Genomic DNA, 26,821 nt, shown 5'->3' with positions numbered 1-26,821 from the left:
TAAGCCGGATTCATGCGCCCGGCCGGCACGGCGCGCGGGTCAGGCCACGCTTCGGTCAGATACCGCCTGGTCCGGTTCGGCGTGCTCGGCGTCCCTCGGTTCCGGCGACATCAGCGGGGTGATGTAGGAGAAGCCCGTCGCGGTGTTCTTGGTCATCGACAGGACGAGGTCCATGTACGGTTCGAGCGCGGTGACCTTGTCGAGCGGCGATCCCACGATGAGCTGGAAGCCGAGGCCCTTCCAGGCCGCGACGGCCCGGCCGGCGAACTCGGAGTCCGACTTCACGAAGCCCTCGTCGAGGAAGACCGGGGCGAACCGTGGCCGGGTGCGGCTTTCATCGCCGAGCTGGAACCGCAGGGCGGCGCCGACGACGAACGCGACGAGCTCCTGAGATTCGCCACCGCTCTTGCCGCCGAGCGACGAATAGGTGCTCACTTCCACCCCGTCCGGTGTGGTGCGCACGGCGGTGATCTCCACGTGCCTGCGCACGTCCAGGAGCAGGTCGCGGTCCGAGTCGGCCCTGGCGGCGTGGCGGGCGGCGCCGGCACGCCCCGGGCCGGCGATGTCGAGCTCGTCCGGCCGGCGGATGAGATTCATGAACGCCTGCAGCCTGGTGAACCGGCTTTCGGTCTGCTCGTCGGTGAATTCCTCGGTCGACCCCGATGAGAGCAGCTTGAGCTCCTTGCGGAACGCCGAGGCATCGTCACGGTGCAGCCGGCGCAGGGAGATCTGCAGCCGGTCGCGGCCGGCGCCGAACGGCAGCGTCCGCAGGATGTCGTTGATCGGCCGCAACCGGTCTTCGATCTCCTCGATCGAGGTGGTGAAGGCGCCGACGAGAGGAACGAGGTCCTGTCCGCTCCACGCGGAGAGGCGCCGCTTCCATTCCTGTCGGCGCTCGTAGAGGCCGAGCGTGTAGACGGCGTCGAGGATGTCGCTGTAGCTGGAGTATGACTCCATCGCCACGCCGATGTTGGGGTCGGGCCAGCGACTCTGGAAGGTCTCGAAGATGCCGATCAGGGTGTCCCTGGCACTGCGGGCGGTGTCACGGTCCTGGCTGGACTGCTCGGTGAGCCGCTCGCGGAGGCGCTTCACGCCGTTGGCGAAGGTGGCCAGCTCGGCGCTGTCGCTCACGGCGGCGAACTGCGCGTCGAGGACGGCGGCGTGTTCGTCCGGCAGACTGACCGATTCGTCGGCGGTGAGGCGCTCGAGTCTGTCGTTCACGATGTCCTGGCGGTCCACGATCGCGGCGTGCTCCTCACCGAGCACCGCGGCCTCCCGCTCGGTCTCGTGCTTGTGCTTCTGTGCGGTCTCCAGTTCGGCGGACAGCCGCGCCTCTTCGTCCTGGAGCCCGCGCAGCACGTCGCTGCCGGCGAGCAGACGTTCCCGCTCGGCCTCCTTGGCGCCGATGCGTGCCTGGGCGCCGGCCACGTCGATGGCCGCCCACACGGTGTCGAGCACGTGCTGGTGGGCATCCTTGAGGCGCCGCAGGGCGATGATCCGGCCGGCCATGGCGGAGGACTGCCCCGCCAGGTCGTCGGCACGTTCCTTGAGCGCGGCGAGCTCGTCGGCGATCTCGGCCAGGCGCACCCCGCTGGAGAAGCCGATGATCGAGCGCTGGTCCTTGTTCCAACCGTGTGCGCCGCGCTTGCCGTTGCGGGTCTGTCCGCTCTGGGTGACCCTGGACCCCTCACCGGCGAGGTCGGCGGGGCCGGTGACGCAGAGTGCGTCCAGGCTCGGTGTCTGCACGCGGTCCTGCACCCAGCGGCTGAACAGGGAGTCCTTGAAGACCAGCTTGCCGGAGACGTAGCGGGGGTCGGGGTGCACCTGCTGGTGCGGGTGCAGCGGCACGCCTTCGAAGTGGATGCGCACGGGAATGTGCAAAGGGTCGATGGCTGCGCCGAGGGCGGCGAGGCGCGTCTCGTCAACGAGCAGCACCCGAACGACAGAGGCGAGGGTGACCTCGGCGGCCTGTCGCCAGGCGTCCTCGCCGGGAGCGATGTCGATGAGCTCGGCCACGAACGGCAGCTCCTCGGCGGGGATCCCGGCGGCCTCGGCGATCATCAGGCGGGCGTTGTGCAGGTGCTGGGGAACCAGGCTGGCCCGGCCCTTGAGGAAGCTGTGCTCCTGCTTGAGGGTGCGGATCTGTTCCTCGAGGGGGTAGGCGGTGCGCTGCAGGCCGACCCTCTGCAGGTCGAGTTCCTGCTCGGTGGCGGTGAACCCGGCGAGGAACGACTCAGCCTGTTCTTGCGCGGCGGAGAAGGCATCCGCCGACTCGATGGGCGTGTCGATCAGCGCGATGCGCTCATCGAACCTGGCGCGTTCGGCGGCCACGTCGTCGCGCTTGCTGGCGAGCACGTCGAGGTCGTTCTGCAGGCCGGCGAGGGCGTCGCCGCCGTTGTCGCGCTGCTGGTGCACCAGGTCGGCGATCCGCACCTTCAGGTCGGTCTCGGCATCCCGGGCGGCACTGTGCTTGGCCTGGTTGTCGCGCCGGCGGGCGCGGTTGGTGTCGGCGGCGGTATCGAGCAGACCGTGCTCGGTGAGCAGCTGCCAGAGCACGAAGGGGGTGTCACCGTCGCGGTGCACGCCGAAACGGTCGATGAGGTCGGCCTTCTCGGTCGCGGTCTCGTAGTCGCGGTGCAGTTCGGGGAGGCGTTCGAGGACCTTGGCCTTCTGCGCCTCGGTGACCATGGCGCCGTAGGAGCGTTCGAGGTCTTCGAAGTGGTCGACGGCTTTGTCGGCGGCGGCGTAGGTGGCGGGCTCTTCGAGCACCATCGACTTGTACAGGCCGTCGACGGTCTTCACCTGCTGGCCGGCCTGGATGCGGGCCAGCAGTCGCAGCGCCTTGCCGCCCTCACCGTTGGCGCCGATGCCGAGCCGCGTGTACAGGGTCTGCGAGAACGCGGCATAGGTGTCGAACACGTCGAGGTCGGCGAACCGGTTTTTCAGGGCGCGCTTGTCGAAGCGGGCCTCGGTGACGTCGGCGAGGTCGCGCAGGTCGAGCCGGCCGTCTCGGGTGGCCATCTTCATGGTCACGTCGGCGAATTTGGTGGCGCCGCGCGGCACGAAGTAGGCGCGCAGCACCGTGAACCGGCGCTGGTTGTCGTCGATGAAGGTCATCGCTATCGCACCCCAGGTGGCCGAGTCGGCGCCGCGCAGCACCTGATCGTGCATCTGCCCGGTTTCGGCCTCGCGACTGGAGTCGGTCTTGCCGCGCAGGTACGTCATCAGGTTGCGCTGGTCGACGCTGCGGGCCCGCCCGGAACCGGCGTCGTTGGACGCACCGTTGAACGGGGTGTCCGAGGGCATCATCAACGCCAGGTAGGCGTCGAGCAGGCTCGACTTGCCGGTACCGGATGCGCCGGAGACCAGGGTGGCGCTGGCGGCGAAGTCCACCTCGTGGTGACCCTGGAAGCCACCCCAGTTGACCATCTGGAAGGACTCGGCACGCCACTGGGTGGTTCCCTCGGTGGCACCGTCCATGTGGAACAGCGGGGAATCGGTCATGAGACGGCCTCCAGGGCGGGGTCGGCAGGGTCGGATGTCTCGGGTTCGGGCTCACGGAATTCCTGGCCGTTCTGCTCCACCAGCCATTCCCACAGCTCGCCGAGTCGCTCGATGGGCAGCAGCACCTCGATCACGGCCGAGATGCGGAACCGGTCCGGATCGCTGGTCTTGAGCAGCACCCGCGCCTTCGCCAGGCTGTCCACGGCCGCCGCGGCGCGACGAGCGTCACCGAACCTGTCGGTGGCGTGCTCCGGCCGGAAGTGCGCGACGTTCTCGACCAGGTTGTCCCGGTCGACGATGACGATGTCGACGCCGCTGGCGCGTTCGCTGCGGAACCGCTGGCGCAACAGCACCAGCAGGATGGTCTCCTCGCGGGTGTACGCCACGTCGTGCAGCAGGGTCGGGAATCTGTCGCCGCCCTCGCCGACGGCCTGGCGCTTGAAGGCCACCTCGTAGTGCAGGTCGACGTGCAGATCGAGGAACAGATCGTTGAGCCGCGACTTGAGCAGGCTCTGCGAGGCGAGCAGGGTGCGCCACTCGGCCGGCTGCAGGGCGGCGGAGATGTAGCGGTGTTTGAGCAGCAGCACCAGGGTGCGGCGCTGCTCAACGGTCAGGCCGCCCTCGTCCCCCTCGAACAAAGAGAAGCTCGGGGCGCCGTCCTGCTCCTCGGCGGTCTCGGCGCCTTCGACAGTGTCGTCGGTCAGGTCGTCGGTCACGTCAGCGGTCACGTTGTCAGTCATGATCAGATCCATAGTTCAGGGCGGCCAGGGCCGCGGTGTCGTCGTCGGTCAAGATGATGCGCGGCACCCTGAAGGTGCGGCGGGAGCCGTCGGGCCGTACGGTTTCGAAGGCCTCGGTGTCTGACCCCGCTGTCGCGGCCGCGGCATCCGTGCGGTCGATGGCGTCGACCTGGGTGGCGATCTGCAGCAGCCCGAGGATCTCGACAGGCCGGCGCATCGCCGGGTCGAGGCTGTTGAACGCGTCACCGACGGAGGCGGCGCCGTCGATGCTGAAGGCCGTCACCATGGCATCGCGAAGCTCGGCCAGCAGCGGGCCGCCCTGGGTGCGCATCGCATCGAGGGTGGGCGGCTCCGGAGCGAACGCCGAGACGTCTTCCAGCGGCGGCGGCGCCTTGTGGGCGCCGGGGTCGTAGAACCGCTCGCGCAGGTGCTCGAGCTCCAGGGTGCCGGGCATCAGCTCGGCGGTCACCGTGGAGCGGGGCCCGGCGGTCTCCATCCAGATCGCGAGTTCCTTGTTGATCTCCCGCAGCAACCGTTCCAGTTCGCGGTCCTTGACAACGTCGTGGTTCACGATGTGCTCGCGCAGGGTGGTGGTCAGGCCGTTGCGCTGGGTGAGCACGTCGTCCACACCCTTGCGGATCAGGCTGACGGTGCCCATGAAGCTGCGCCGGTCGGCGGCGCTGAGCTGGAGGGCGAACGGGTGCAGCATGATCGACTCGAGGTCGTTCTTGAGTTCGGCAAGCAGGGCGTCGTTGCGCAACAGCACGAACGCGCCCTCGAATGCGCGGCCCTCCGCGGTCGACGACATCAGTGTGTCGGTCTTGGAGAGGTACTCGTCGAGCACCTCGCTGATCGGCCGTTCCTCGGCGCGGAAGTCGTTCACGATCTGCCGGTGCATGCCGGCGACGGACTCCTCGACACGCTTGAAATCACTGGGCAGCTGAGTGATCAGGTCGATCAGGTTGGCGTAGCCCTCGTGCATCGCATCGTTCGAGGCCGCTGCGATCTCCCCGCCGGTGGCGAGTCGGTCACGTTCGGCGGTCTTCTGGGCGATCTCCAGGTCGAGCCGGCGGATGCGTTCGTCCCGGTCCGGATTCGCCTGGGTGGCGCGGTGCCGCACGGTGTCGACGATGGTGGTGAGGCGGGATTCGCTGATCAGCGCCCGGTCGCGGGAGAGCCCGTCCACGAGCAGCAGGGCCTCGAGGGCGTGTGAGGTGAGCGAGTACTGCTCCTCACCGTCCTCCCCGGTTTCGCGGTAGAGCCACTGGTCGTTCATCCACTGCACGCACAGGGCGCGACCGTTCTTGCCGGGTACATCGCTGCCCACGGAGCGGAGGTCGGCGAGGTAGGCATCCACCTGGGTGTGCAGCCTGTCGGCCTGAACGCTGCGGCGGTCCCGGCTGAACGAGGACTTGAACACCGCGAGCACAAACGGCGCCCACTTGCGGTCGAGTAGCCGCAGGGTTGGTCGGTCGAAGGCGCTGTGCACCCGCGCTAATTCGGCCGCTATGTCGCTCACTCGTGCCCGATCCTTTCTCACCGGTCCGTCCCCGGACCTCCTCAACCGTAGTCGCCCCGGCGACCGCGAATCGGCGGCGTGGGTGTGCCGTGCGGTGGCCTGGCCCGGCCGGCCGAGACGCTCAGTAGTCGCTGAGGCCCTGACCGGCTGCTTCGTCGGCCTTGAGCTTGAGCAGGGCCAGATCGACGAGAACGAACATTTCGGTGCGTTCGGCCCGGCGGAGCTGATACTCGGGGTCGAGTGCGTCGATCGACAGGCGCATCAGGCGGGTGTGCATGGCGTCCTGGAGCTCATCGCTGGCCGCGTGCTGGGCGTCGCGCACGAGGCGGGCCACCTGGTCCTCGTCGTCGGCCACGGCGACCAGGGCGAGGGCGAGGAGTTTGTGCATCTTCCGGCGCAGCTTGAGCTTGTGGAGGTCCATCAGCTGGTCCTGGGTGAGGTCGTACCGCCAGGTCGACGAGGTCAGCTCCTTGCGCTGCGCGCGCACCCTCTCGCCGGACTCCTGGTTCTCCCGGGAGAGGGCGAGCATCTCCCGGCGGGCCGAATCGGCGAACCTGGCCAGGTCGTAGTCGGCATGCTCGGCCAGGCCCGCGACGATGATGTCGTTCTTGACGGCCATGCGGACCGAGGACAGCGCGATGAGCAGCCCCTCATCGACGATGCGGGATATCGGCACCCTGGCGTGCTGCGTCGCATCCGTCACAGGCCCATTTTAGTGAGTGAGAGCCACTTAGACTGCGGCCATGGGGAAAATCTGGAACGATGCTGCCGTTCGATATCTACAGGACCGGCGGATTTGCCCCCGATGTGACGCGCGACTGACCGGCGAATGGTGCCCGGGCTGCGGGGCGGACCTGAGCGGTCCGCTCGGCGGTGAGATGGTCTCGGCCACCGGACGGGTGGTCAAGGCGTTGCAGGCGCGGGACCGCCTGATCGAGCGGATACCGACGGTGGGGCCGGCAGGCACGACGGATGGCACCGCGCCGGCAGGTACAGCTCCGGCTCGTACGGCGTCGGCTGTTGCTCCGTCACAACCGAAACCGTCAGACTCGCCGCGGGTCCCCGCGGACCCGGCCCGTGCCACGGCCGTCCCGGATGCGGGCGCCCAGGTGAGCGTGCAGTCGGTGCTCGCCTTCGCCGGAGCGGCCCTGCTCGCCGTGGCCGCCCTGGTCTTCACCTTCTTCAATCCCGACCTCACGAGCTTCGCCGTGCGCACGAGTATCGTCGCCGTCATCACGGTGGTCTTCCTCGGCGGCGCCTGGCTGTTCGCCCGGCGGGGCCTGCGCTTCTCGGCCGAGTCCGTAGCGGCCCTTGGCGTGGTGTTCATCGCCCTCGATGTCTGGGCTCTCGTGCAGCTGGCGCCGGCGTCCGCGAGCGGCTGGACCTTCGCCGCGCTCGGCACCCTGCTCGGCTCCGCGCTGCTGTTCGGGCTGGGCGCCCGCTCCGGCGTGCGGGTGTGGCTGTGGGCGGCGGTCGTTGGTCTGGCCCTGTCCCCCGGGCTGTTGGGCAGCGGCGGCGGCACCTGGAGCGCGCTCCTCGGCAGCCTGGGCGTGGCCGTCGTGGCGCTCGGCCTGCACCCCGTGCTCGCGCGCCTTTCCTCCGGGCTGGGCTCCGCGCTGGGGTTCGAACGCAACACGATGACCACCCTGCAGGCGGTGGCGGTGCTCGCCGCCCTGCTGCAGTTACTGCTGCTGTCGCTGACCACGATCACCTCGCAGATCCTGGGTTATGCGGGCATCCTGGCGGTGCTGTCCGTGGTGGCGGCGCTGGGCAGTCGCAATGGGCTGCCCCGGCTCTGGAGCTTCGCGGCGGGCGCCTTCGCGGTGGCCGCGGTGGCGATCCTGCCGCTGGCCGTGCCCTTCGGCGATTCCGCCTGGTACCTGGCGTTGATCCCGGTGGCGGCCGGGGTCGCCCTGGTGGGGCTGGCCGCGTTGCGCTCGAGCCCGGTCGCCCGCCGCAGCGCCCTGACGTCCGGCGCCGTCACGGTGCTGGCGTTGGGCGCGAGCCCCGCCCTGGTGACCGCGGTCACGCAGCTGTCCGGCGCGCTGTTCGCGCCCCTGCGCTGGGCCAGCTACCGCACCGGCGGCTACCCGGGCAACGCCTCGCCCTACCCGGCCAGCGGTGACTTCGCCTTCGTCGCAGGCTCGGCCACCCCCTCTGGGTACGGGGCGGGCCTCGTCGCCCAGAACCTCGGCCTGGCCTCGATTGCCGCGCTGGCCGCCCTCGCGCTGACGGCCTGGGCGGTCGCGCTGGTGAGCCGCGAGAGCGTCGCAGCCGAGGCGTCCGTGCCCACAGCGGCCCAGACGCCGGCGCCCACGCCCGCGAGTGCGCCGTCGACGCCGATTCGACTGGCACTGTGGATGGGCGTTTTCACCCTGCTCACCGTCGCCGGTTGGGCCGGCTTCTCGCTGACCGGCCAGGCCGTCGTCGGCCTCGTTCTCGCCGGCCTGCTCATCGCAGGTCTGCTGTTCGTCCCCGCGCTCGCCGCGGCACCGGCGACGATCAGGAGTGTGCCGGTCATCGGCGCCCATCTGCTGTTGCTGCTGGCGGCGGTCACCGGCTGGCTGCAGGAGTCGACCACCGTGTGGGTCGGCGCGGCCGCCGTGCTCACCCTCGCCGCGCTCGCCCACACCCTGCCCGCACGGTGGCGCCCGGTGTACCTCGGTCTCGGCTACGCGTACGCGTTGGTGATCGTGGCCACCGCGCTCACTCTCGCCCGCGTCGACGGCATCGCGGTGCTCTGCCTCACCGCCACCCTCGGCCTGCTCTGCGCCCTCGCCGCCACCGTCACCACCTGGCTCACCCCGCGCAGCTGGTACGCGGTCCTCCTGGTGAGCGCGGTGCCGTTCGTCGCCGGGGTGGTGGGAGTACTGCTGGTGCGCAGCGGCTGGACGGCGCTGTCGACCGGCGTGGCCTTCGCCCTGGCCCTGACCCTGATGACCAGCCGGCGGCCGGGTCTGACGTTGCCGCTGCGATCCTTCGCGGCCGGCCTGCTGGTGCCCTCGCTCGCGGTCGTCGTGGTCTGTCTCGGCGCGCAGCTGTTGGCCACCAGCGGATCACCGGTGGTCCTGCCGCTGATCGCACTGATCGTCGCCGGCACCTTCGCGGCCACCGGCCCGATCACGCAGGCGCTCGAGAGGCGCGGCCTGGCGACCCTCGAAGCGGATGCCTGCCGCCGCTGGATCGAGGCCTCCGCCGCAGTCACCGGTGTGCTGGCCGTTCTACTCGCCCTCGTGCGCACCGCGGCGGGCCTGTCCACCACGGTGCTCGTGCTCGTGATCCTCGGCATTGGGGCGGCCGTCAATGCGCTGCAGACCGGCCGCCGGTCCGCCTGGTGGGCGGCCGGCGCCAGCTGGACCGGCGCCCTCTGGTGCATCTGGGCCATTCGTGGCATCGAGGTGATCGAACCGTACGTGCTGCCGCCGGCGCTCGCGATGGTGATCGTCGGCGCGATCCTCGTGACCAGGGGGCGGGCCGGCCAGACGCTGGCCACCACCGGTCTGGCCCTGGCCGTGGTGCCGAGCCTGCTGGTGCTCAGCACCAACGGGTCCGCGGGGTTCGGGGCGGCCGGTTTCGGGGCCGCCGCGTTCGGGCCGGTCACGCCGTGGCGGGCCTACGGCCTTCTGGCCGCTGCCCTGGTACTCGTGGTGATCGGGTACACGATTGTCCGCGCCACCGCAGTGAGCGGACCGGCTTCGACCACAACGACTCCGGCTGGCCAGGCACAGACCGGCCAGGCACAGACCGGCCCGGCCCCGACAGGTCTGATCGGGCTCCGCAGCCTCATCGGCGCCACTGCGGTGGTGGCCACCCTGGCCGCGGCGGCGGGCGCCGTGCAGGCCATGCGCTGGGGCCTCGGCCTCGACGACCTCACCGCCACCGCCCAGACCGGTGTCATGGTGCCCGTGCTGTTGGCCAGCGCCACGGCCACCCTGCTCGCGGTCTTCGCCGGACTCCTGGCCCAGGGAGACGCAGCACCGCACCCGAACGCCCCGTCGCGGTGGCGCTACGCCGCGGCCACGGCGTTCCTGGTCGCCGGCCCGATCACGGCTATCCGGCCCGACGCCTTCTCGATCGGCACCCTGGTGCTGCTCATGGCGATGATGCTGGGCTTCATGCTCGTGGTGTCGGCCAGGGCCCGCTCCGGTGCGATGTCGTTGCCGCCGGTGTGGTTCCTGTTCGTGCTGGCCTGGTGCACCGCCGTGGCGGGCTGGAGCGAACGGGAGCTGCGCGTCGAGGCATTCTCGATCCCCCTGGGCCTGGCCCTGCTCGGTGCCGGCGTCATCGGGATGCGCTCGGGCGCACGCGCCGTGCCGGCCAGCCTCGGCTCCTGGCCGGCCGGTTTTGCCGGCTCGTGGCGGCTGCTCGCTCCGGGCATCATCGTCACGTTCCTACCGTCGGTCCTGGCCACCGGCACCGACCCGCAGACCTGGCGCGCCATCCTGGTGATGTCCCTCGCGCTCACCGCGATCCTGATCGGCTCGACCCGGCGCCTGGCCGCCCCGTTCGTGATCAGCCTGGCCGTGCTGCCCATCGAGGTCATCGTGGTGTTCACGGTGCAGATCGGGCAGACGATCAACCCGCTGCTGTGGTGGATCACCCTGGCCACCATCGGTGCGGTGATGCTCGTGATCGCGATCACCTCCGAGCGGAAGGGTGCCGCGGGAGGCGGCTTCTCGGCCCGCCTGCGCGACCTCACCTAACTCCCCGCGAACTGTGACTCAAGCACCAGGTACTCCGGGTTTTTGGGGCCTTTATTGCTGGCGGTGGGGGTGGTCAGGCCTTCAGCAGGGCGGCGGCGCTGTCCCGGGCGGTGCGCGCCGCATCCGTGCCCGCGGCCCAGGTGAGGTAGCCGCCGTCGAGATTCACGGCGTCTCGGCCCAGCTGGGCGAGCAGCCGCACGGCGGTGTGACCGCGCTGGCCCACCTTGCAGTGCACGATCAGCCGACCCTCGGGCAGTTCCGCCTGGCGGGCACGGATGTCGTCGAGCGGGATGTTGACCGAGCCGGGGATGGCGGCCTCGGCGTACTCCCCCGCCGTGCGCACGTCGATCAGGGTGGCACCGGCCGCACGGGCCGCAGCGAGTTCGTGCCACTGCACCGACGTGGTCAGCCCTTCTTCGGCGTTGAGGGCCACGTAGCCGAGCATGTTCACCGGATCCTTGGCCGAGGAGAACTGCGGTGCGTAGGCCAGTTCGAGGTCGGCGAGTTCGGATGCCGTGATGCCGCCGGCCATGGCGGTCGCGATCACGTCGATGCGCTTGTCAACACCGTCGCCGCCCACACCCTGGGCGCCGAGGATCGCGTCGGTGTCGGCGTCGACGACGAGCTTGAGCGCCATCGACTCCGCCCCGGGATAGTAGCCGGTGTGCGAGGCCGGGTGGGTGTGCATCACCCGGATGTTCCGGCCGCGGGCCGCGAGCAGCTTCTCGTTCCAGCCGGTGGCGGCGATGGTGAGTCCCATCATGCCCACGACGGCGGTACCGAGGGCCGGGCGCACCCGAATTCTCTTGCCGGTGATCACGTCGGCGACCAGGCGGCCGTGGCGGTTGGCCAGGCCGGCGAGGGCCACCAGGCGCTGCTCGCCCGAGATCGCGTCGGTCTTCTCCACGGCGTCGCCGATGGCGTAGATGTCGGGGTCGCTGGTGCGCAACTGGTCGTCCACCGCGATGCCGCCACGTTCGCCGATCGTGAGGCCGGCGGCCTGGGCCAGCGCGGTGTCCGGCCGCACACCGATGGCAGCGAGCACGAACTCGGCCGCCACGACGCTGCCGTCGTTGAGAGTGGCGGTGTCCGCGCCGATCTCGGCGACCTGGGTGCCCAGACGCACGCTGACACCCGCGGCGCGCAGCCGCTCGGCCACCGGGCCGGCCATCTCGGGGTCCAGTGGCGGCAGAACCTGGTCACCGAGCTCCACCAGGGTGACGTCCAGGCCCCGGTGCACGAGGTTCTCCACCATCTCGAGGCCGATGAAGCCGGCGCCGATGACGAGGGCGCTTCGCGGCACCACGGACAGGGCCGACATAGCCGCGTCGACGTCGTCGATGTCGCGCAGGGTCAGCATCCGCTCGCCACCGGGCAGCGGCGGGCGCACGGGCGAAGCGCCGGGCGAGAGCACGAGGGCGTCGTAGCCCTCGGTCGACTCCCGGCCGGTGGCGAGGTCGCGTACGGTGACGGTCTTGGCCGCGCTGTCGATGCCGATGACCTCCGTACGCACCCGCACGTCAAGGTTGAAGCGGCTGGCGAGCGAGGCCGGCGTCTGCAACAGCAGGCTGGAACGTTCTTCGATGACACCACCGAGGTAGTACGGCAGGCCGCAGTTGGCGAACGAGACATGGCCGCCCCGTTCGAACACCGTGATCTGGGCGTTCTCGTCGAGGCGACGGAGGCGGGTGGCGGCGGACATGCCGCCGGCGACGCCGCCGATGATGAGATATCGGTTCTGGGTCATGATTCCAGTGTGCTATACCCCATGGGGTATGTGCAAGTCGGGGTTGAGGGTCGCGCCGCCGCCGGCACGAAAGCGTCCGGCGGCCGCACCTCATGGGTGCGGCCGCCGGACGGATGTCTCTGCTCTGCCCGGTCTCACCGGCCGCCGTCAGCGGATGTTCGCTCCGCGCACCGTCGTTACGCCGTCACACCGCGCCGGCGCAGCACCAGAACGGCGCTGCCGGTGAGCACGAGGAGTAGCGCGAGCAGTCCCGGCAGGGCGGGGTTCACGCCCGTGCTCGCCAGGGTGCCCGGCGCGTCCTGCGATGACGTCGCCGCAGCGCTGACGAGGATGTCGTCCCAACCGATCAGCGTGCCGTCCTCGGCCACCACAACCACGCGGTGTGCGCCGGGCGCCGTGCCGTTCGGGATAGCGACCTGCACGGTGCCCGCGGCGGTGACCGTCGTGGATGCCAGCAGCGTCGGAGTCGAGTGCAGCCACACGCGCACCGCGTCACCCGCGAACGCGCGGCCGACGGTGACCGTGATGGTGTCCCCCGGCTTCGCGGTGGCGGGCACCGATACCGGTCCCCGCTCGGACTCGACCAAAGCGGCCGTCGCCACCGGAGCCGGTGCGGCCGGCCCGGTCGTGGGAACCGGAGTCGGCTCGGTCGTCGGAACCGGGGTCGGCTCGGTCGTGGGAACCGGGGTCGGCTCGGTCGTGGGAACCGGGGTCGGCCCGGTCGTGGGAACCGGAGTCGGCCCGGTCGTGGGAACCGGAGTCGGCTCGGTCGTGGGAACCGGGGTCGGCTCGGTCGTCGGAACCGGGGTCGGCTCGGTCGGTGTCAGCGGGGTGCACTCGATGCTGCCCACCCGGATCGCATGGCCGCCGGTGTTGGAGTCGTCGGCCCAGAAGACGGGCTTGGCTCCGGAGACGCAGGCACTCTGCGGGGCAAGGGCGAAGCCCTCGTTGTTGAGGTTGGGCATCGACGCCGGTCGCTCGTACACCGTCGTGACTCCGAATCGCCCGTCGGAGGCGCCGGCCTGCGCGATCTCCAGGACCGCGGAACGTCCCGCGCAGGTGTCATCGCAGACGGCCCAGAACCGGCCGGTCGAGGCCTCGAACTCCAGGTCCATCACACCGGAGAATCCGCTGGCGATGGTGGCGACGCGGGTGTATCCGCCGGTGGCCTGGTCCAGCGCGTAGGCGTAGATCGCACCGTTGGCCTCTAGTCCGACGAAGAACAGGCCGGTGCCGTGACCGGCGTAAACAGCCGGGTCGTAGGCGGCGTTGGTGCGCTCGTCGAGCATCCCCTGGGCCACCAGAAAGCTGTCCGGCACCCAGGCGATGGCCTCGAGGCCGGCGTTGGCGCCCACGACGGGCAGGTCGGCGGTGAGGTTCCATTCCATGCTCGCGGTGAGCTGGGTTCCGGTGGCGGATGCGTCATAGCGCAGCACCGCGGGCCGGCTGACGCCGCTCACGGCGTTGTTGCGCTCGCTGGCGATGAACAATCCGCCGTCAGCGCCTGCCGAGGTCAGAGCGACGCCCTCGGCGTCCACGTCGCCGGTGCCGTCGGTGTAATGCAGCGGCTTGCCCGCGCCCCAGCCGGCGGTGGTGTCCGGCACCCAGCCGGCGCCGTCGGCGACGAGCTTGTAGAGCGCGCCGGTACCGTTCTTGGCGGCCCAGAGCACGTCACCGGCAGTGCCGGCAGCGCCAGCAGCCTCATAGGCCAGTCCGCTCAGGTTGCCGCCGAGCACGCCGGCCGGGTCCACGGTGCGGACCTCGGCCGAGCCGGGCCAGGCCGCGGTGACCAGGTCGCCGGCGCAGCTGTTCGCGGCGCCCTTGGTGCTGGCGGTCGTCGCGGCGAAGTCGCCGGTGCCGTCGGCGCAGCGGCCGTAGCTGGTCGCGGCGTGCGCGGTCCATGTGTAGCTGTCGAGCAGGGTGCTGCCGTCGGCTGCGAAGAGGCGGGCGGTGTCGGCGCCGCCCAGTCCGAATCCGCCGTCCGCGTCTACGTCGATCGCGAGGTATCCCCCGGCCGCAATGCTCGTGCCGGTCGGGAGGATGACGGAGTGAGTGTCGTCGTTGTCCTTCAGGACGAAGCCGGAGACATCCGCGGCGGTCGAACCGTTGTTGATCAGCTCGAGCCAGTCACCGGGCGTGCCGCCGCTCGACTCGATCTCGTTGAGGCGAACGGGCGAGCCACAGTCGTTCGCGGCGCCCTTGGTCGAGGAGGTCATCTGGGTCAGCAGGGTGCCGCCGGGGCAGATACCCCAGGTCGTGACCGCGTGGCTGGTCCAGCTCACCGAGCTGACCAGGGTGAAGCCGTCCGGGGCGAACAGGCGGGCCGAGTCGGCCGAGCCCAGGCCGAAGCCGAGCAGGCCCTCCTCGACCACGAAGTAGCCGCCGGCGACAATCACGGAGCCGGACGGCAGCACGGCCGTGTGGGTGTCGTCGTTGTCGCGCACGATCCAGCCGGTGAGGTCGACATCACTCGCGCCGGGGTTGAACAGCTCAACCCAGTCGCCGGGCGTGCCGCCGCTGGACTCGGTCTCGGTGATGCGCACATCCGCTGTCTCGGGCACGACGCAGTCGTTGGCCGCTCCCTTCGTGGCGGTGGCCGTGTCGGCGAATTCGCCGACGCCGTCGGGGCAGCGGCCATAGGTCGATGCGGCGTGCACGGTCCACGCGTAGGAGTCGATCAGGGTGACCCCGTCGGTGTCGAACAGTCGGGCGGCGTCTCCGCCGCCGAGGCCGTAGTCCATGGTGGGTGCCTCGACGACGAGGTAGCCGCCGGCGGCGATAGTCGAGCCGACGGGCAGCACGGCCGCGTGCGTGTCGTCACTGTCCTTGAGCACCAGTCCGGAGGCGTCGACGGGAGCCGTGCCCAGGTTGACGAGCTCGATCCAGTCACCGGGGGTGCCACCGTTGGACTCGACCTCGTTGAGGCGCACGTTGTCGGCGACGGACACGTCGCAGTCGTTCGCCGCACCGCGGGTGGCTGCCGTGGTCTCACGGAACTCCCCGGTGCCGTCGGGGCAACGGCCCCAGCTGGTGGTCGCATGCGCGGCCCAGGCATAGGAGTCGACCAGGGTGGTGCCGTCAGCCAGGAACAGGCGGGCGATGTCGGCCTTTCCGAGGCCGAAGCTGGTGGCGCCGTCGCCGTCCACATCAACGGCCAGGAACGCGCCGGGTTCGAGAACCGTGCTCGCCGGCAGCGCGAAGGTGCGCTCGTCCTTGTCGTCCTTGACGACCCAGCCGGAGACATCCGTCGCCACCTGGCCGATGTTGGTCAGTTCGATCCAGTCGCCGGGCGTGCCGCCTTCGGACTCGACTTCGTTGATGCGAACCGAGGGTGCCGGGGCCGCCATGGCCGGGCTCAGGGTGGCGGCGAGTGGAACCGCCAAGGCGAGGGTGAGGATGGCGGCCAGGCTTGGCCGACGCCAGTGAGTGCGCACAGGGATGCCCCTTCGAGGCTGTGGGTGACGAGCCTCGGATGGGCCCGGTCCACTGTGGCGATGCCAGGAAAACTCCCGGTGAACGTCGAGCGAACGCTCCTACCCGGCACTCTGCCGGAGCACCCGGCGGAACGGGATCGACGATGCGAGGACCAGCACGAGAAGCAGCGAACCGGCGAGCACGGACACCCAGGCGCCGCGTGGCTCGGTGACGGTCAGCCTGGCACCGCCGATCGCGGCCGGCATGAGCGCTATCGCCGCCAACGCCGCACCGCTGAGCACACCGGCTACGATCCGGCCCCACAGCCGCCCGCGTCCGGAGATGGCGTAGCCACCGCCGATGCCGATCAGGGCCACGCCCACCGCAGCACCGCCGATCCCCGTCGTCACCAGCTCCACGACCGCTCCCGGCCTCAGCAATGGCGCCACCGCGAACGCGAGCGGCGCCAGGGCGAGCCACCGCCAGCCTCGGGCTCCCCCGGACCGCCGCAGCGCTTCCGCCCAGCCGAGCAGCGCGCCGGCGAGGGCGCCGGGCAGCAGGATGGCGCCGAAGGTGCCGTCCCATTCGAAGGTCGAGGCGATCCCGACCAGCTCGACCATGTAGGCGCGGAACCCTGCCGCCCACGCGATCCCGCAGATCGCACCGATCACGATGAGGGACGCGGCCGCCGGTTCGGCACTCTTGTCGTCCACGCTCGCCTCCACCCAGGTTGCCCCGGTCAGGTGTTCGCCGCCGACTCTAAGAGGCTTCCGGGCAATCGGCAAGGCCAACCGGCTATTGCTCCGTGCGCCTCGTGCCTATGCTGGAACGACCATGCGACTCCTCCTGATCCGTCACGGCCAGACGCCCGCCAATGTGCTCGGGCAACTCGACACCGCCCACCCGGGCCCGGGCCTGACCGAGCTCGGCGAACGACAGGCGGCCGTCATCCCCGAGGCCCTCAGGTTCGATTCCATTGACACCATATTTGCGTCGACACTGCATCGCACCCAACTCACCGCCCGTCCCCTCGCGCTCGACCGCGGCCTGGACATCCAGGTGGCCGACGGACTGCACGAGATCGAAGCCGGCGCGCTCGAGCGACGCAGCGATCACGCCTCCATCCGCACCTACATGGAGACAGTGTTCGCCTGGGGAGCCGGCAACCTCGATGTGGGCATGCCCGGCGGGCCGGATGGCCACGCGTTCTTCGCCCGGTTCGACGCCGACATCGCCGTGGCGGCCGCCAGCGGAGCGACGGCGGCGGTGTTCAGCCACGGCGCCGCGATCCGGGTCTGGGCCGCGGCTCGGGCAACCAACGTGCCGCCGATGTTCGCCGGGCTCCACGACCTGGACAACACCGGCGTGGTCGAGCTGATCGGCTCACCCGACGAGGGCTGGACGCTGCTGTCCTGGGCGGGGGTGCCGCTGGGCGGGATGCCGCTGGTCGACACGTCCGCCGTGGATCCGACCGGCGAAGCGCTCGACGCCTCCTAGCTGTACTGCCCAGGGACGTTGGTTGATGTGTGACGTCTTGAAATGACGAAGACCTCCGGTGGAGGGTGGAGCTGTCTAGTTCCCCAACCCGTCCGGAGGTCCTCGTGTCTCACGCTAATGCTGCTCTCACCCCGGTTCAACGTCTGCGGATCGGAAGGCTGGTCGTCGATGACGGCTGGCCTGTCGCCCATGCAGCGGTGTTCTTCCACGTGTCATGGCCGACCGCGAAGCGGTGGGCCGACCGGTACGCGGCGATGGGCCGCGACGGCATGCAGGATCGTTCATCGCGCCCGCACCGCAGCCCCACAAAGACTCGCCCGGAGCTGGTGCGGAAGGTCGTGCATCTGCGCTGGAAGAAGCGCCTCGGGCCCGTTGGGATCGGCGCCCGTCTCGAGATGCCGGCCTCGACCGTTCACGCGGTGTTGACCCGCTGCCGCCTCAACAGGCTGCGGCATGTCGACGTCCGTACCGGCGAGCCGGTCCGCCGCTACGAGCACGAGAGACCCGGCGCGATGATCCATGTTGACGTGAAGAAGATCGGCAACATCCCGGACGGCGGCGGCCACCGCTATGTCGGACGGCAACAAGGAGCCAAGAACCGGCAATCGACCCCAGGCACCACCCGGAACAGACATCACCACGAGCTTCTGGGAACAGCGTTCGTCCACACCGTGATCGACGACCACTCCCGGGTCGCTTATGCCGAGATCCACGGCGACGAGAAAGCCGAGACCGCCGTCGGCGTCTTGAAACGAGCCGTGTCCTGGTTCGAAGCGCGCGGTGTCACCGTCGAACGTGTCCTTTCCGACAACGGCTCCGCATACCGATCCCACGCCTGGCGCGACACCTGCGCCGAGCTTGGCATCAAGGTCAAGAAGACCCGCCCCTACCGGCCACAGACCAACGGGAAGATCGAACGCTTCCACCGCACCCTCGCCGACGGCTGGGCGTTCTCCCGCCACTACAACAGCGAATCAGCCCGCCGAGCAGCACTGCCAGCATGGCTCCACGAATACAATCACCACAGGCACCACACCGCCATCGGAGGCAAGCCACCGATCACGCGGTTAACTAACCTGCCTGGGCAGTACACCTAGCGGGCGCCCTACTCCGCGCTATCCAGAGGAGCCCGGGGAGCCTTGGGACCCTTGGGCCGCACGAGAGCATGGCTGTCGCGCAGAAGCTGCTCCACGAGCTCGTCCTCCACGAACCCGTCGAGCACGATGGTGATCCAGTGCTTCTTATTGAGGTGGTAGCCGGGGTGGATATGCCCGGGAAACTCTTCCCGCAGCGCGCGCCCTTCTTCGGGGTCGCACTTCAGCGACACGCTGAACGGGTCACCGGCCAGCGCGCTGAGGGCGAAGATCTTGCCGTTGCCGCTGGTCTTGAAGACGCTGATCTCGTCGCCGAACGGAAACGTCTCGGTGGCCTGGGGCAGGCTGAGGCAGAACTCAACGAGGGCGTCCGGGGTCATGTCTGTGACACTAGCGACTTCTCCCGGACCAGCCAGCATTCGGCGAAGTCTCAGGCCGGAACGCCGACCATCGCGCCGGCGGTCAGCTCCACGGACCGCAGCCGGTCACCGATCTGCTGCGACGCGTGGGCGAGGATCAGTTCGTCGGCCTGGGTGGAGGTGGTCAGCTCCTCGAGGAACGTGCGCACGTCCGCGGGGGTACCCACGGCCGTGTATCGCATCATGTCGGCCAGGCGGCGCCCCTCCGTGGTGGTGAGGAAGGCATCGATCTGGTCGTCGGAGTACTCCGGCGATGCCGGTCCGCGGGCGATCATGCTGCGCACCCTGGAGCGACGCATGATCTCGAACTGCTGCGTGGCATCCGCCCCGTCGTCTGCCGCGATCACGTTGGCGGCCACCATCAGGTAGGGCTCGGCGAGCTGCGCCGACGGCCTGAAGTCGCGCCGGTAGGTGGCGACGGCCTCAAACAGCGAGTCGGGTGCGAAGTGCGATGCGAACGCGTACGGCAGGCCCAGCGCGGCCGCGAGGCCGGCGCCGAAGAGGGAGGACCCCAGGATGTAGAGCGGAACGTTGGTACCGGCTCCCGGCACCGCCCGCACCCCGGGGATGATCGATTCATCGCGCAGGTACGCGGCCAGCTCCATCACGTCCTGCGGAAACTGGTCGGAGGCGCGCGGGTCGCGGCGCATCGCCCTGGCGGTGGTCTGGTCGCTGCCGGGAGCCCGGCCCAGGCCCAGGTCGATGCGGTCGGGGTACAGCTCCGCGAGGGTGCCGTACTGCTCCGCGATGGTGAGCGGCGAGTGGTTGGGCAGCATCACGCCGCCGGATCCGAGCCGGATGGTGGAGGTCTGGGAGGCGACGTGACCGACGAGCACGCTGGTGGCCGACGACGCGATCGTCGGCATGTTGTGGTGCTCGGCGTACCAGACCCGCTGGTACCCGTGCTTTTCGGCGGTCTGGGCGAGCGCGACACTGGCGGCGAAGCTTTCCCTGACGGTCTGCCCGGGGGCGATAGGGGCGAGGTCAAGTATGGAGAGCGGTGTCGTCATGTTGGGGGTAACGGATTTCGGGGCCGAATCGATACCCGCATTCACCGAATCCGACCGACACCCGGCAGGAACCGACCGACCCTGGCCGCGTAGTCCGAGTAGGCGGGATGCTCTACGAAGAGCATTTGCTCCTCCCATCGGGTCTTTCCGGCCAGGAGCCCGATCAGCGCCACCCACACCACGACGTGCATGAGGGAAGAGCCGATCACGACGAGTCCCAACCCTCCCGACATCAGCCCTGTGTAGATGGGATTGCGCACCACCGCGTAGACCCCGTTGGTGGCCAGCGGGGCGTCGTCGCGCGGTATCGGGCTGGCCGTCATGGCGGGGCCGAGCGTTGTGGATCCCTGCACCGCGAGAGCCACCCCCACCGCGATAAGCGCGATCGCTGTGGCGACGACAAACCCGTTCACCGGCCACACTGTGCCATGCGGCAGGACGAGAAGGCCTACCAGCAGCACGATCTGCACAAAGACGAGGCCGGAGGCGAGCGCACGTTTCATGCACCGAGAGTACGCCCGCCGACCCGTGCTGGGCAGGGCACCCGACGCATCCTGCCCGCACGAAAACGGCCCGCGGATCAGATTCCGGGAGCAGTGCCCCCCAACCTGGCCCGCGGGCCGTTCAGGTGATGATTGTGCTCGGTCGGTTAGTACCAGCCCACAGACTCGGACTTGGACCAGGCCGCGCACGGCGTGCCGTAGGTACCTGAGATGTAGCCCAGGCCCCAGGAGATCTGGGTGGAGGCGTTCGTCGCCCAGTCCGATCCGGCCGTGGCCATTTTGCTGCCGGGCAGCGCCTGCGGAATGCCGGTGGCACCGCTCGAGGCGTTGTACGCGTTCACGTTCCAGCCGGACTCCTTGTCCCACAGGCTGACGAGGCAGCCGAACTGGTCGGCGCCCCAGCCGTACTTGGCGCTCATCATGTCGCGGGCGACGGCCTGAGCGCCGCTCGGGTTGGTCGGCGCCGACGGAGCGGGAGCAGTGTTGGCCTTCGGGGCGGCCTTGGCGGCCTGGGCAGCCTTTGCGGCGGCAGCGGCCTCGGCGTCGGCGGCCTCCTGGGCGGCAGCGGCGGCAGCGGCCTCCGCGGCAGCGGCAGCGGCGGCCTCAGCGGCAGCCTGCTCGGCGGCGATACGGTCGAACTCCGCTGTTGCGGCCTGCAGGGGCGGCAGCTCTGCGTTGGTTTGCTCGACGAGCTCGTAGATGCGCTCTGGCGCGAGGTACTTGAAGTCGGTGAGCATCGCCACCGGAGTCGCCACCTGGGTGGCATCGGCCTTGTTCTCGGCAGCGGTGATCACGGTGCTCGCGCCGGTGATGGTGTCGGTGGCGGCCTTCTCGGCCCGGGCCTGCTTGATCTCGCTGTAGGCCTCGAGCTGCTCCACGTGCGCGGCCGAGACGGCCGCGGTTTTGACTGCACGATCGTTCTGGGCGGCCATCGCCGGCTCCAGCACAAATCCCGTACCGACCATCGCACCGATGGAGAGCACCGCGAGCGCGGCGGCGGAGCGACGGGTGACGCGCGTGCGATGGGTCTTCGACGCGCGGGTCTCGAGGGGCGTTGCGGGGATCACGGCTGTTGCGGATGTAGCGGGTGTCTCGGGTGTTGCTGGAGTGCTGGAAGTCACAGTTATGTATGTCTCTCACTGAGCGAATCGCATGTACGAGGGCGCAAAGCGGTTCTTATTCGACGTTCCACAGGCGGGGGCCCGCCCGGGCGAAGTCACTACACTGCAATATGTTTCTGCATGGATCCTCACCTTTTGCCGGGAAGTTCCCCCCAATCCGGGTACCCCTATTGTGTCCTGGGCGGTGCACTGGATCACTTCTCGATACCTGATGAGGACCCGATTCGAGCCTCAGAAAGCCGGTCAATCCGGTCGAAGGAGGAGCCCACCGCGACCCAGAAACCCGTTAAAGATCTTCCGCAACCCCCTTGAAATGTCAGCCGCCAGGTGGATAAAAACCACGATTCGTGGGAGAAAACAGGCCGCAGGACGAACAGATGCACCACTCGCCCGGCGCTGAGCCTGTGCAGGACTCGTTCGATCGGAGGTAGGACCGACGGCGCGAGGACCCTGAATAGTCGGGTGCGGGTGAGCGGCGCGGCGAGCGAGCGAACCAGGTGCACGACGGTAGACGTGCGGCCAGTCTGGCCCCGTTGCCCCGGAGCCGCCGGCGACCCGCGTCCGGTATCGGTCATCGGCGTCACTAGAGGCTTTGGACTCCCCCGAACGGGGGTAGCGATTGTTAGCGTGAGACTCCCCGTCCACCCCGTACTACGTCCCCACCCACCAGGAGTCTGCATGCTGTCCCCCCAGTCCCACCCCCTCATTGAAGCGACGCTCCCCCTGGTCGGCGAACGGCTGCCCGCCATCGCCACCGGGTTCTATGCCCGCATGTTCACCGCGCATCCCGAACTTTTCGACGGCTTGTTCAGCCGCTCGAATCAGAAAAGCGGTGTGCAGCAGCAGGCCCTCGCGGGCAGCATCGCCGCGTTCGCCGCGCATCTCGTGAAGGACCCCACCAGTGCGCCGGAGATCATGCTCTCCCGCATCGCGCACAAGCACGTCTCCCTCGGCATCCTGCCCGAGCAGTATGACGTGGTCTACACCTACCTCTTCGAGTCCATCGCGGCCGAGCTCAGCGACGTCATCACGGCCGAGATCGCGGATGCCTGGACCGAGGTCTACTGGCTGATGGCGCACGCCCTGATCAAGCAGGAGACCGGCCTGTACGCCGCCGCGGCCAGTGACAAGCCGCTGGCGCCGTGGACGGTCACACATCGGGAGCCCGCCGGCAGCGACGCTGTGACGTTCACGCTCGTGCCGTCCGATGACACCCCGGCGTCCGTCTCCCGGCCCGGCCAGTACGTGGGGGTCACGGTGCGGATGCCCGATGGGATCCGCCAGGTGCGCCAGTACTCGCTCTCGGCCGGCACCGGCACCACGACCCGGGTGTTCACGGTGAAGCTGGACAACGACGGGGAGGTCTCCCCCGTCCTGCACCGTGACGTGCAGGTCGGCGACCAGCTGACCCTCTCCAACCCGTGCGGCGACATCACCCTGAGCACGGGCAACGGCCCCCTGGTGCTGGCGTCGGCCGGCATCGGCTGCACCCCGCTGGCGTCGATCCTGCGCTCGCTGGTGGAGACCGGGTCGGACCGGAAGGTGCTGGTGCTGCACGCCGAGAGCACCATCGAACGCTGGGCTCTGCGCGACCAGATGCGCGCCGACGTCGCCATCCTGGAAACGGCCGAGCTCGAGCTCTGGCTCGAAGCGCCGAGCGCCCTGGACACCGCTCACGACGGCTTCATGTCGCTGGATTCGGTGACCATCCCGGATGACGCCTCGGTCTACCTGTGCGGCCCGCTGCCGTTCATGCGGGCGATGCGCGCCCAGGCACTGGCGTCCGGGGTCCCGGCCGCCCGCATCCACTACGAGGTCTTCGGCCCCGACCTCTGGCTCGCGAGCGCCTAGCCACCGTTGTTCCGGCGCGGCGCCATGGTGAGGGCAGCAATCTCCGTCACCCGGGGCCGCGCCCGGCCGTCTCCCCGAACGACGCCCGTGATCCAGCGGAACCGCAGCCCCGCCGGCGTCGCCGAGACGCTGGCGAGGCAGTTCTCGAACCACGGTCCCCGGATCCCCCGCCACCGAAGCGGCGACACGGGCACCCCGGCCGACCGGGCAAGCATCTCGCTGGGCCGGTTCGCGATGGCGTAGGACAGCACGGCCGAGAACGACCGGAGTGGCAGGGCCAACGGGTTGCGGATCGGCGAACAGACGGCCTGGATGATGCGGCTGCCCGAGCTGCGCTCCACCTCGGCGACATAGGAGTAGTGCACGTCGCCGGAGAGGAACGTGATGGTGTCGGGGGCCGGGCCACGTTTGCCGTCGGCCAGGTCGGTGGCCATCTGCGCCACCCGGCGAAAGCTCGACTGGAAGGCCGCCCAGTGTTCGAGGTCGAGGGCCTGGCGGAGCTTCTCGCTGACGGCGGCCATCGGAGCACCCCAGGCGCCCTCGGCGGTCGCCTCGTTCCAGGCCTCCAGATGGTGCAGCCCCGTCGGCAGCAGGAAGGGCAACGACGTGCCCACCAGCAGGTGGCGGAACCCTCCGCGCATCCGCTCGTCTAGCCAGCCGGATTCGTCGTCGTCGATCAGGGCCCGGTCTGCGGGGTCGAGCCGCCGCGCAATGCGGGAATCGATCACGATCAGCCGGCTGTCGCCGTAGTCCCGGCAGTAGCTCCAGCGATAGCTGGCCGGCTCGGCGGCGGCGCGCTCGACGAAAGCGTCGAGCCTCTCGCTGAGGTCGAGCTCGGCGTCGCCGTCGTGGCTGGCGAGGAACCGCCAGATCTCGTCGACCTCCCGGTCGGCGGGCGACAGGTTGCCCAGGTGCTGGTACACCCAATACGAGGCCAGCCCGGAAACCAGCCTCCCGTGCCACCAGGAGGTCTGTTCCATCTCGCGCTTCCAACTGAGCGACGCGTTCCAGTCGTCGCGGATATCGTGGTCGTCGAAGATCATCGCTGTGGGCACCGTCGACAGCAGCCACCGGTTCGCCGGGTCGGACCAGGCCAGGCCGTAGAGGTGCGCGTACTCCTCGAAGTCGGCCAGCTCCTCGCCAGGCGGCTCGGTGAGGTCTCGCCGGGCGCGGATGAACTCCTGCATCTGCTCGCTCGTGGTGTCGGCATAGACCTGGTCGCCCAGAAAGAGCACGAGGTCGGGCCAGGAGAATTGGCCGGGCAGCGCGGCCATCTGCAGCGCGTAGCTGCGAAGGGCATCCACACCGTGGCTGCGGTTGCCTTTCTCGTCGTGCGGCACGCTGGTGCGGCAGGATCCGAATGCCAGCTTCAGGGGCGCGCCTGGCGTGAGCGTGCTGATGACGGATGCAGGAAAACGTGATGGCAACGGCGGCCAGACCTGCACGCCGTCGATGTCGACCGCATATGGAGAGGTTGTACCCGGTGCCAGGTCGTCGACCTGCACCAGAGCGTAGTGATGCCCGTGCACGGCGAAGGTTCGCGCCGACCACATCCTGGCATCGGCCCGCACCGTGACCTGCCCGGCCCGCGCGGTCTCGACCCACACACTGGCGGAGTCGGTATCGACGTAGCGCAGCATCGGACCGAGGATCAGCGCCGAGGTCGTCATGGCAGAGGCGTAAATCGCCGAGTGTAGCTCTCGGCCAGAGCGGTGAAGAAGGCCGATCGCGCCGGGTAGTAGTCCGCGAACGCGGGCGCGGTGCGGGGCCCTGCAGCCGCCTGCACAGCCGTGCCCCGCACAGCCGCAGCGAAGAGGTCCAGGTAGTACTCCCAGCCCGGCCCGATCTCCCCCAAGCTGTCCACCCCACTGAGATGGTGGATCAGGCTCAGGCGGGTCGACCCGGCCGTCTCGGCGAGCACCAGTTCCAGCCGCCAGTCACCCTGGTCCTCGAGCATCGACAGGGCCAGGCGGGTGGGCCGCTCGCACGCATCGACGCGCATCGGTAACCACGGTTCGCCGTCTTCGAAGCGCATCTGCACGCGGATGGTGTGGCCTGCGGCACCTTTCCCCTCCCAGGGGCCGTACCACTCCGTCGTTCGGGCGGGGTCGGTCAGGGTCGCCCAGACGTCATCGATGTCGACCGCGAAGCTGCGGCTCAAGACGAGATCAGGGCCGCTGTCCCCGCGCACCAAACGCGGATCGTCCGGGCCCGCCTGCGCCCTGTCCAGGTCGTCGGTTGTCATGTCGTCTGGCCTTCCTCATTCAGTCGGCGAGGATCAGGTATAGCGCGCGGCGCACCTCATCGAGCTTCTCGGTGGCGGCGGCACGCTGGGTGTCGGTCGCCGAGGAGCGGAACTGGTGCACAACACCGAAGAGCTTGCCGACGCTCTCGTGGAAGGCGGCGTCGGAATCCGACTGCCCGGGGGTGGCCTCCCACGCCTTCTTGAGGTCGTCGGCGTGTTCGGCCAGGTAGGCCCGGCCGGCTTCAGTGAGCTCATAGTCCGTGCGGCGCTCGGTGCCGGTCGGTGAGATGAGCTCCTCGTCGACGAGCTGCTGCAGGGTCGGGTAGATGGAGCCGGGGCTGGGGCGCCAGGCTCCGCCGGTCTTCTCCTCGATGGCCCTGATGAGCCCGTAGCCGTTGGAGGGACCGTCGGCCAGCAGCGAGAGGATCGCGGAGCGGACGTCGCCCTTGTTGGCGCGACGTGAGCCACGGGGACCACCGGGGCCGAAGCCGGGGCCGAAGCCGCCGAAGCCGGGCCCGCCGGGCCCGAATCCCCGGCCGAAACCACGACCGTGGCCCTGGGGCGAGTCGTGGTGGGCGCGGCTCATCCCCGGGCCGCAATCAGGGGCACCGAACTCGGGACTGTCGGACTCCGGCTGGTGGTTGTGGTGAAAGCGCTTCATGATCGTTTTCGTCCTTTCGCGAGGTCGTGCTTCGCGGGTGTAGCGAGCACGCGTCGCGGAACTTCCACGACACTCAACGATGTATCGCTGAGTGTCGCGGAATCAAGGAACTCAGCGGATCAACGGTCGCGCCTGTCGTCGCGCCGGTCATCCCGACGGTCGCCGCGGCGGCGTACTCCGTGGGCGACGACGGCCGCCGTTCCCACTGTGGCTGCGGTGCGGGCCACGGGTGCCCCGATCACCCCTGGGCGACCGACCCGTCTGCGTGCGAGTGGCATGTCAGGCTCCTTCCGTGTCATCGGCTTCAATGGCGGCGAGCAGAGCCTGCACCGGAATGCGCCCGCTGGCCACCAGCTGACCGCCGGCGTGACGCACCGACGCGCCGAACGGGGCGGCCCAGAGGTTCTCCCAAACCAGGAGCGCCGCGGTGCTGCCTGGCTCGATGGCCTCGGCCGCGGAGATCACGTCCTCCTCGCTGAGGAGGGTGGCCAGTTCTGTTTCGAAGGCGCGGAGTTCACCGAGTTGGCCGTCCTCGAGATCCGAGAGTTCAGCGATTTCCAATGCGCCGTCCGCGTCCTTCGTCAGGATCAGCAGGTCCAGGATCTTCACCAGGCCCCGGTCCACGAGCGACGTGATCTCCGGCGCAATCGACCCGTTGAAGGTGCTGCCCGGAAACTCCACGACGATCCAGTCCACCGGCCCGAGTTCATCGATGGTGTCAGTCATAACCCACTCCATTTCGCTTGGATGATGCGAACGATGAGCACAGCCGGGCAAGGAACCGGTGTGCGCC

Annotated in this window: 20 protein-coding genes; 4 read left to right on the top strand and 16 right to left on the bottom strand. The window is 69.5% G+C overall.

Annotation, left to right across the window (positions count from 1 at the left end):
• Positions 1-39: 39 nt before the first annotated feature.
• From B7495_RS06650 to B7495_RS06635, 4 genes are all read right to left on the bottom strand, one after another.
• Positions 40-3,504, bottom strand: coding sequence for an ATP-binding protein (locus B7495_RS06650; protein WP_088455879.1), 3,465 nt, complete (start codon positions 3,502-3,504; stop codon positions 40-42).
• Complete coding sequence (locus B7495_RS06645) at positions 3,501-4,244, bottom strand: DUF4194 domain-containing protein (protein WP_166788885.1); 744 nt, start codon at positions 4,242-4,244, stop codon at positions 3,501-3,503. The genes B7495_RS06650 and B7495_RS06645 overlap by 4 nt, the downstream gene beginning before the upstream one ends.
• Complete coding sequence (locus B7495_RS06640; RefSeq protein WP_166789250.1) at positions 4,237-5,763, bottom strand: DUF3375 domain-containing protein; 1,527 nt, start codon at positions 5,761-5,763, stop codon at positions 4,237-4,239. Before B7495_RS06640 ends, B7495_RS06645 begins: the two co-directional genes overlap by 8 nt.
• A gap of 121 nt (positions 5,764-5,884) precedes the next feature.
• Positions 5,885-6,466 carry a hypothetical protein gene (locus B7495_RS06635; RefSeq protein WP_134409122.1) on the bottom strand — a complete coding sequence of 194 codons (582 nt, stop codon included), beginning with the start codon at positions 6,464-6,466 and terminating at the stop codon, positions 5,885-5,887.
• A 175-nt stretch (positions 6,467-6,641) separates the two neighbouring features.
• On the opposite strand from B7495_RS06635, the gene B7495_RS06630 reads away from it, so the two are divergent.
• Positions 6,642-10,466, top strand: a complete 3,825-nt coding sequence (locus B7495_RS06630) for an SCO7613 C-terminal domain-containing membrane protein (RefSeq protein WP_134497969.1) — start codon at positions 6,642-6,644, stop codon at positions 10,464-10,466.
• Positions 10,467-10,539: 73 nt separating this feature from the next.
• Here B7495_RS06630 and B7495_RS06625 read toward each other — a convergent pair whose 3' ends face one another.
• The 3 genes from B7495_RS06625 to B7495_RS06605 form a co-directional block, all read right to left on the bottom strand.
• Complete coding sequence (locus B7495_RS06625; protein ID WP_088455874.1) at positions 10,540-12,213, bottom strand: FAD-dependent oxidoreductase; 1,674 nt, start codon at positions 12,211-12,213, stop codon at positions 10,540-10,542.
• A gap of 176 nt (positions 12,214-12,389) precedes the next feature.
• Entirely contained in the window at positions 12,390-15,647 is a 3,258-nt protein-coding gene (locus B7495_RS19245) for a lamin tail domain-containing protein (protein WP_205748721.1), read from the bottom strand.
• A 99-nt stretch (positions 15,648-15,746) separates the two neighbouring features.
• Positions 15,747-16,340 carry a hypothetical protein gene (locus B7495_RS06605; protein ID WP_088455873.1) on the bottom strand — a complete coding sequence of 198 codons (594 nt, stop codon included), beginning with the start codon at positions 16,338-16,340 and terminating at the stop codon, positions 15,747-15,749.
• Positions 16,341-16,461: 121 nt separating this feature from the next.
• Here B7495_RS06605 and B7495_RS06600 point away from each other — a divergent pair, with 121 nt between their 5' ends.
• Together B7495_RS06600 and B7495_RS06595 are read left to right on the top strand one after the other, a co-directional pair.
• Positions 16,462-17,124 (top strand): histidine phosphatase family protein, encoded by a 663-nt coding sequence (locus B7495_RS06600; protein WP_088455872.1) that lies wholly within the window; start codon positions 16,462-16,464, stop codon positions 17,122-17,124.
• Between the two features lie 104 nt (positions 17,125-17,228).
• Positions 17,229-18,221 carry an IS481 family transposase gene (locus B7495_RS06595; RefSeq protein ID WP_088455172.1) on the top strand — a complete coding sequence of 331 codons (993 nt, stop codon included), beginning with the start codon at positions 17,229-17,231 and terminating at the stop codon, positions 18,219-18,221.
• Positions 18,222-18,229: 8 nt separating this feature from the next.
• Here B7495_RS06595 and B7495_RS06590 read toward each other — a convergent pair whose 3' ends face one another.
• From B7495_RS06590 to B7495_RS19240, 4 genes are all read right to left on the bottom strand, one after another.
• A complete protein-coding gene (locus B7495_RS06590; RefSeq protein WP_088455871.1) occupies positions 18,230-18,598 on the bottom strand; it encodes an MmcQ/YjbR family DNA-binding protein in 369 nt (122 codons plus the stop codon).
• Between the two features lie 50 nt (positions 18,599-18,648).
• Entirely contained in the window at positions 18,649-19,647 is a 999-nt protein-coding gene (locus B7495_RS06585; protein ID WP_088455870.1) for an LLM class flavin-dependent oxidoreductase, read from the bottom strand.
• Positions 19,648-19,688: 41 nt separating this feature from the next.
• Entirely contained in the window at positions 19,689-20,150 is a 462-nt protein-coding gene (locus B7495_RS06580; protein ID WP_088455869.1) for an isoprenylcysteine carboxylmethyltransferase family protein, read from the bottom strand.
• A gap of 146 nt (positions 20,151-20,296) precedes the next feature.
• On the bottom strand, positions 20,297-21,271 hold the full coding sequence (locus B7495_RS19240) for a lytic transglycosylase domain-containing protein (protein ID WP_205748720.1): 975 nt from the start codon (positions 21,269-21,271) through the stop codon (positions 20,297-20,299).
• Positions 21,272-21,949: 678 nt separating this feature from the next.
• On the opposite strand from B7495_RS19240, the gene B7495_RS06570 reads away from it, so the two are divergent.
• Entirely contained in the window at positions 21,950-23,122 is a 1,173-nt protein-coding gene (locus tag B7495_RS06570) for a globin domain-containing protein (protein ID WP_088455868.1), read from the top strand.
• Here B7495_RS06570 and B7495_RS06565 read toward each other — a convergent pair.
• The 5 genes from B7495_RS06565 to B7495_RS06550 all read right to left on the bottom strand — a co-directional run bounded on the left by B7495_RS06565 (position 23,119) and on the right by B7495_RS06550 (position 26,754).
• Positions 23,119-24,792 carry an alkaline phosphatase D family protein gene (locus B7495_RS06565; RefSeq protein ID WP_088455867.1) on the bottom strand — a complete coding sequence of 558 codons (1,674 nt, stop codon included), beginning with the start codon at positions 24,790-24,792 and terminating at the stop codon, positions 23,119-23,121. The genes B7495_RS06570 and B7495_RS06565 overlap by 4 nt on opposite strands.
• A complete protein-coding gene (locus B7495_RS06560; protein WP_088455866.1) occupies positions 24,789-25,367 on the bottom strand; it encodes an SRPBCC domain-containing protein in 579 nt (192 codons plus the stop codon). Before B7495_RS06560 ends, B7495_RS06565 begins: the two co-directional genes overlap by 4 nt.
• Before the next feature lie 19 nt (positions 25,368-25,386).
• A complete protein-coding gene (locus tag B7495_RS06555) occupies positions 25,387-26,028 on the bottom strand; it encodes a PadR family transcriptional regulator (RefSeq protein ID WP_088455865.1) in 642 nt (213 codons plus the stop codon).
• Positions 26,029-26,147: 119 nt separating this feature from the next.
• Positions 26,148-26,306: a hypothetical protein gene (locus tag B7495_RS19060; RefSeq protein ID WP_165787908.1), complete on the bottom strand. Its 159-nt coding sequence runs from the start codon at positions 26,304-26,306 to the stop codon at positions 26,148-26,150.
• A 1-nt stretch (position 26,307) separates the two neighbouring features.
• Complete coding sequence (locus B7495_RS06550; protein WP_088455864.1) at positions 26,308-26,754, bottom strand: DUF6325 family protein; 447 nt, start codon at positions 26,752-26,754, stop codon at positions 26,308-26,310.
• Between the last annotated feature and the right edge of the window lie 67 nt (positions 26,755-26,821).

This window comes from Cryobacterium sp. LW097, from assembly GCF_002205495.2.
GTDB classification, from domain to species: domain Bacteria; phylum Actinomycetota; class Actinomycetes; order Actinomycetales; family Microbacteriaceae; genus Cryobacterium; species Cryobacterium zongtaii.
This window is presented reverse-complemented; position numbering and strand designations above follow the sequence as displayed.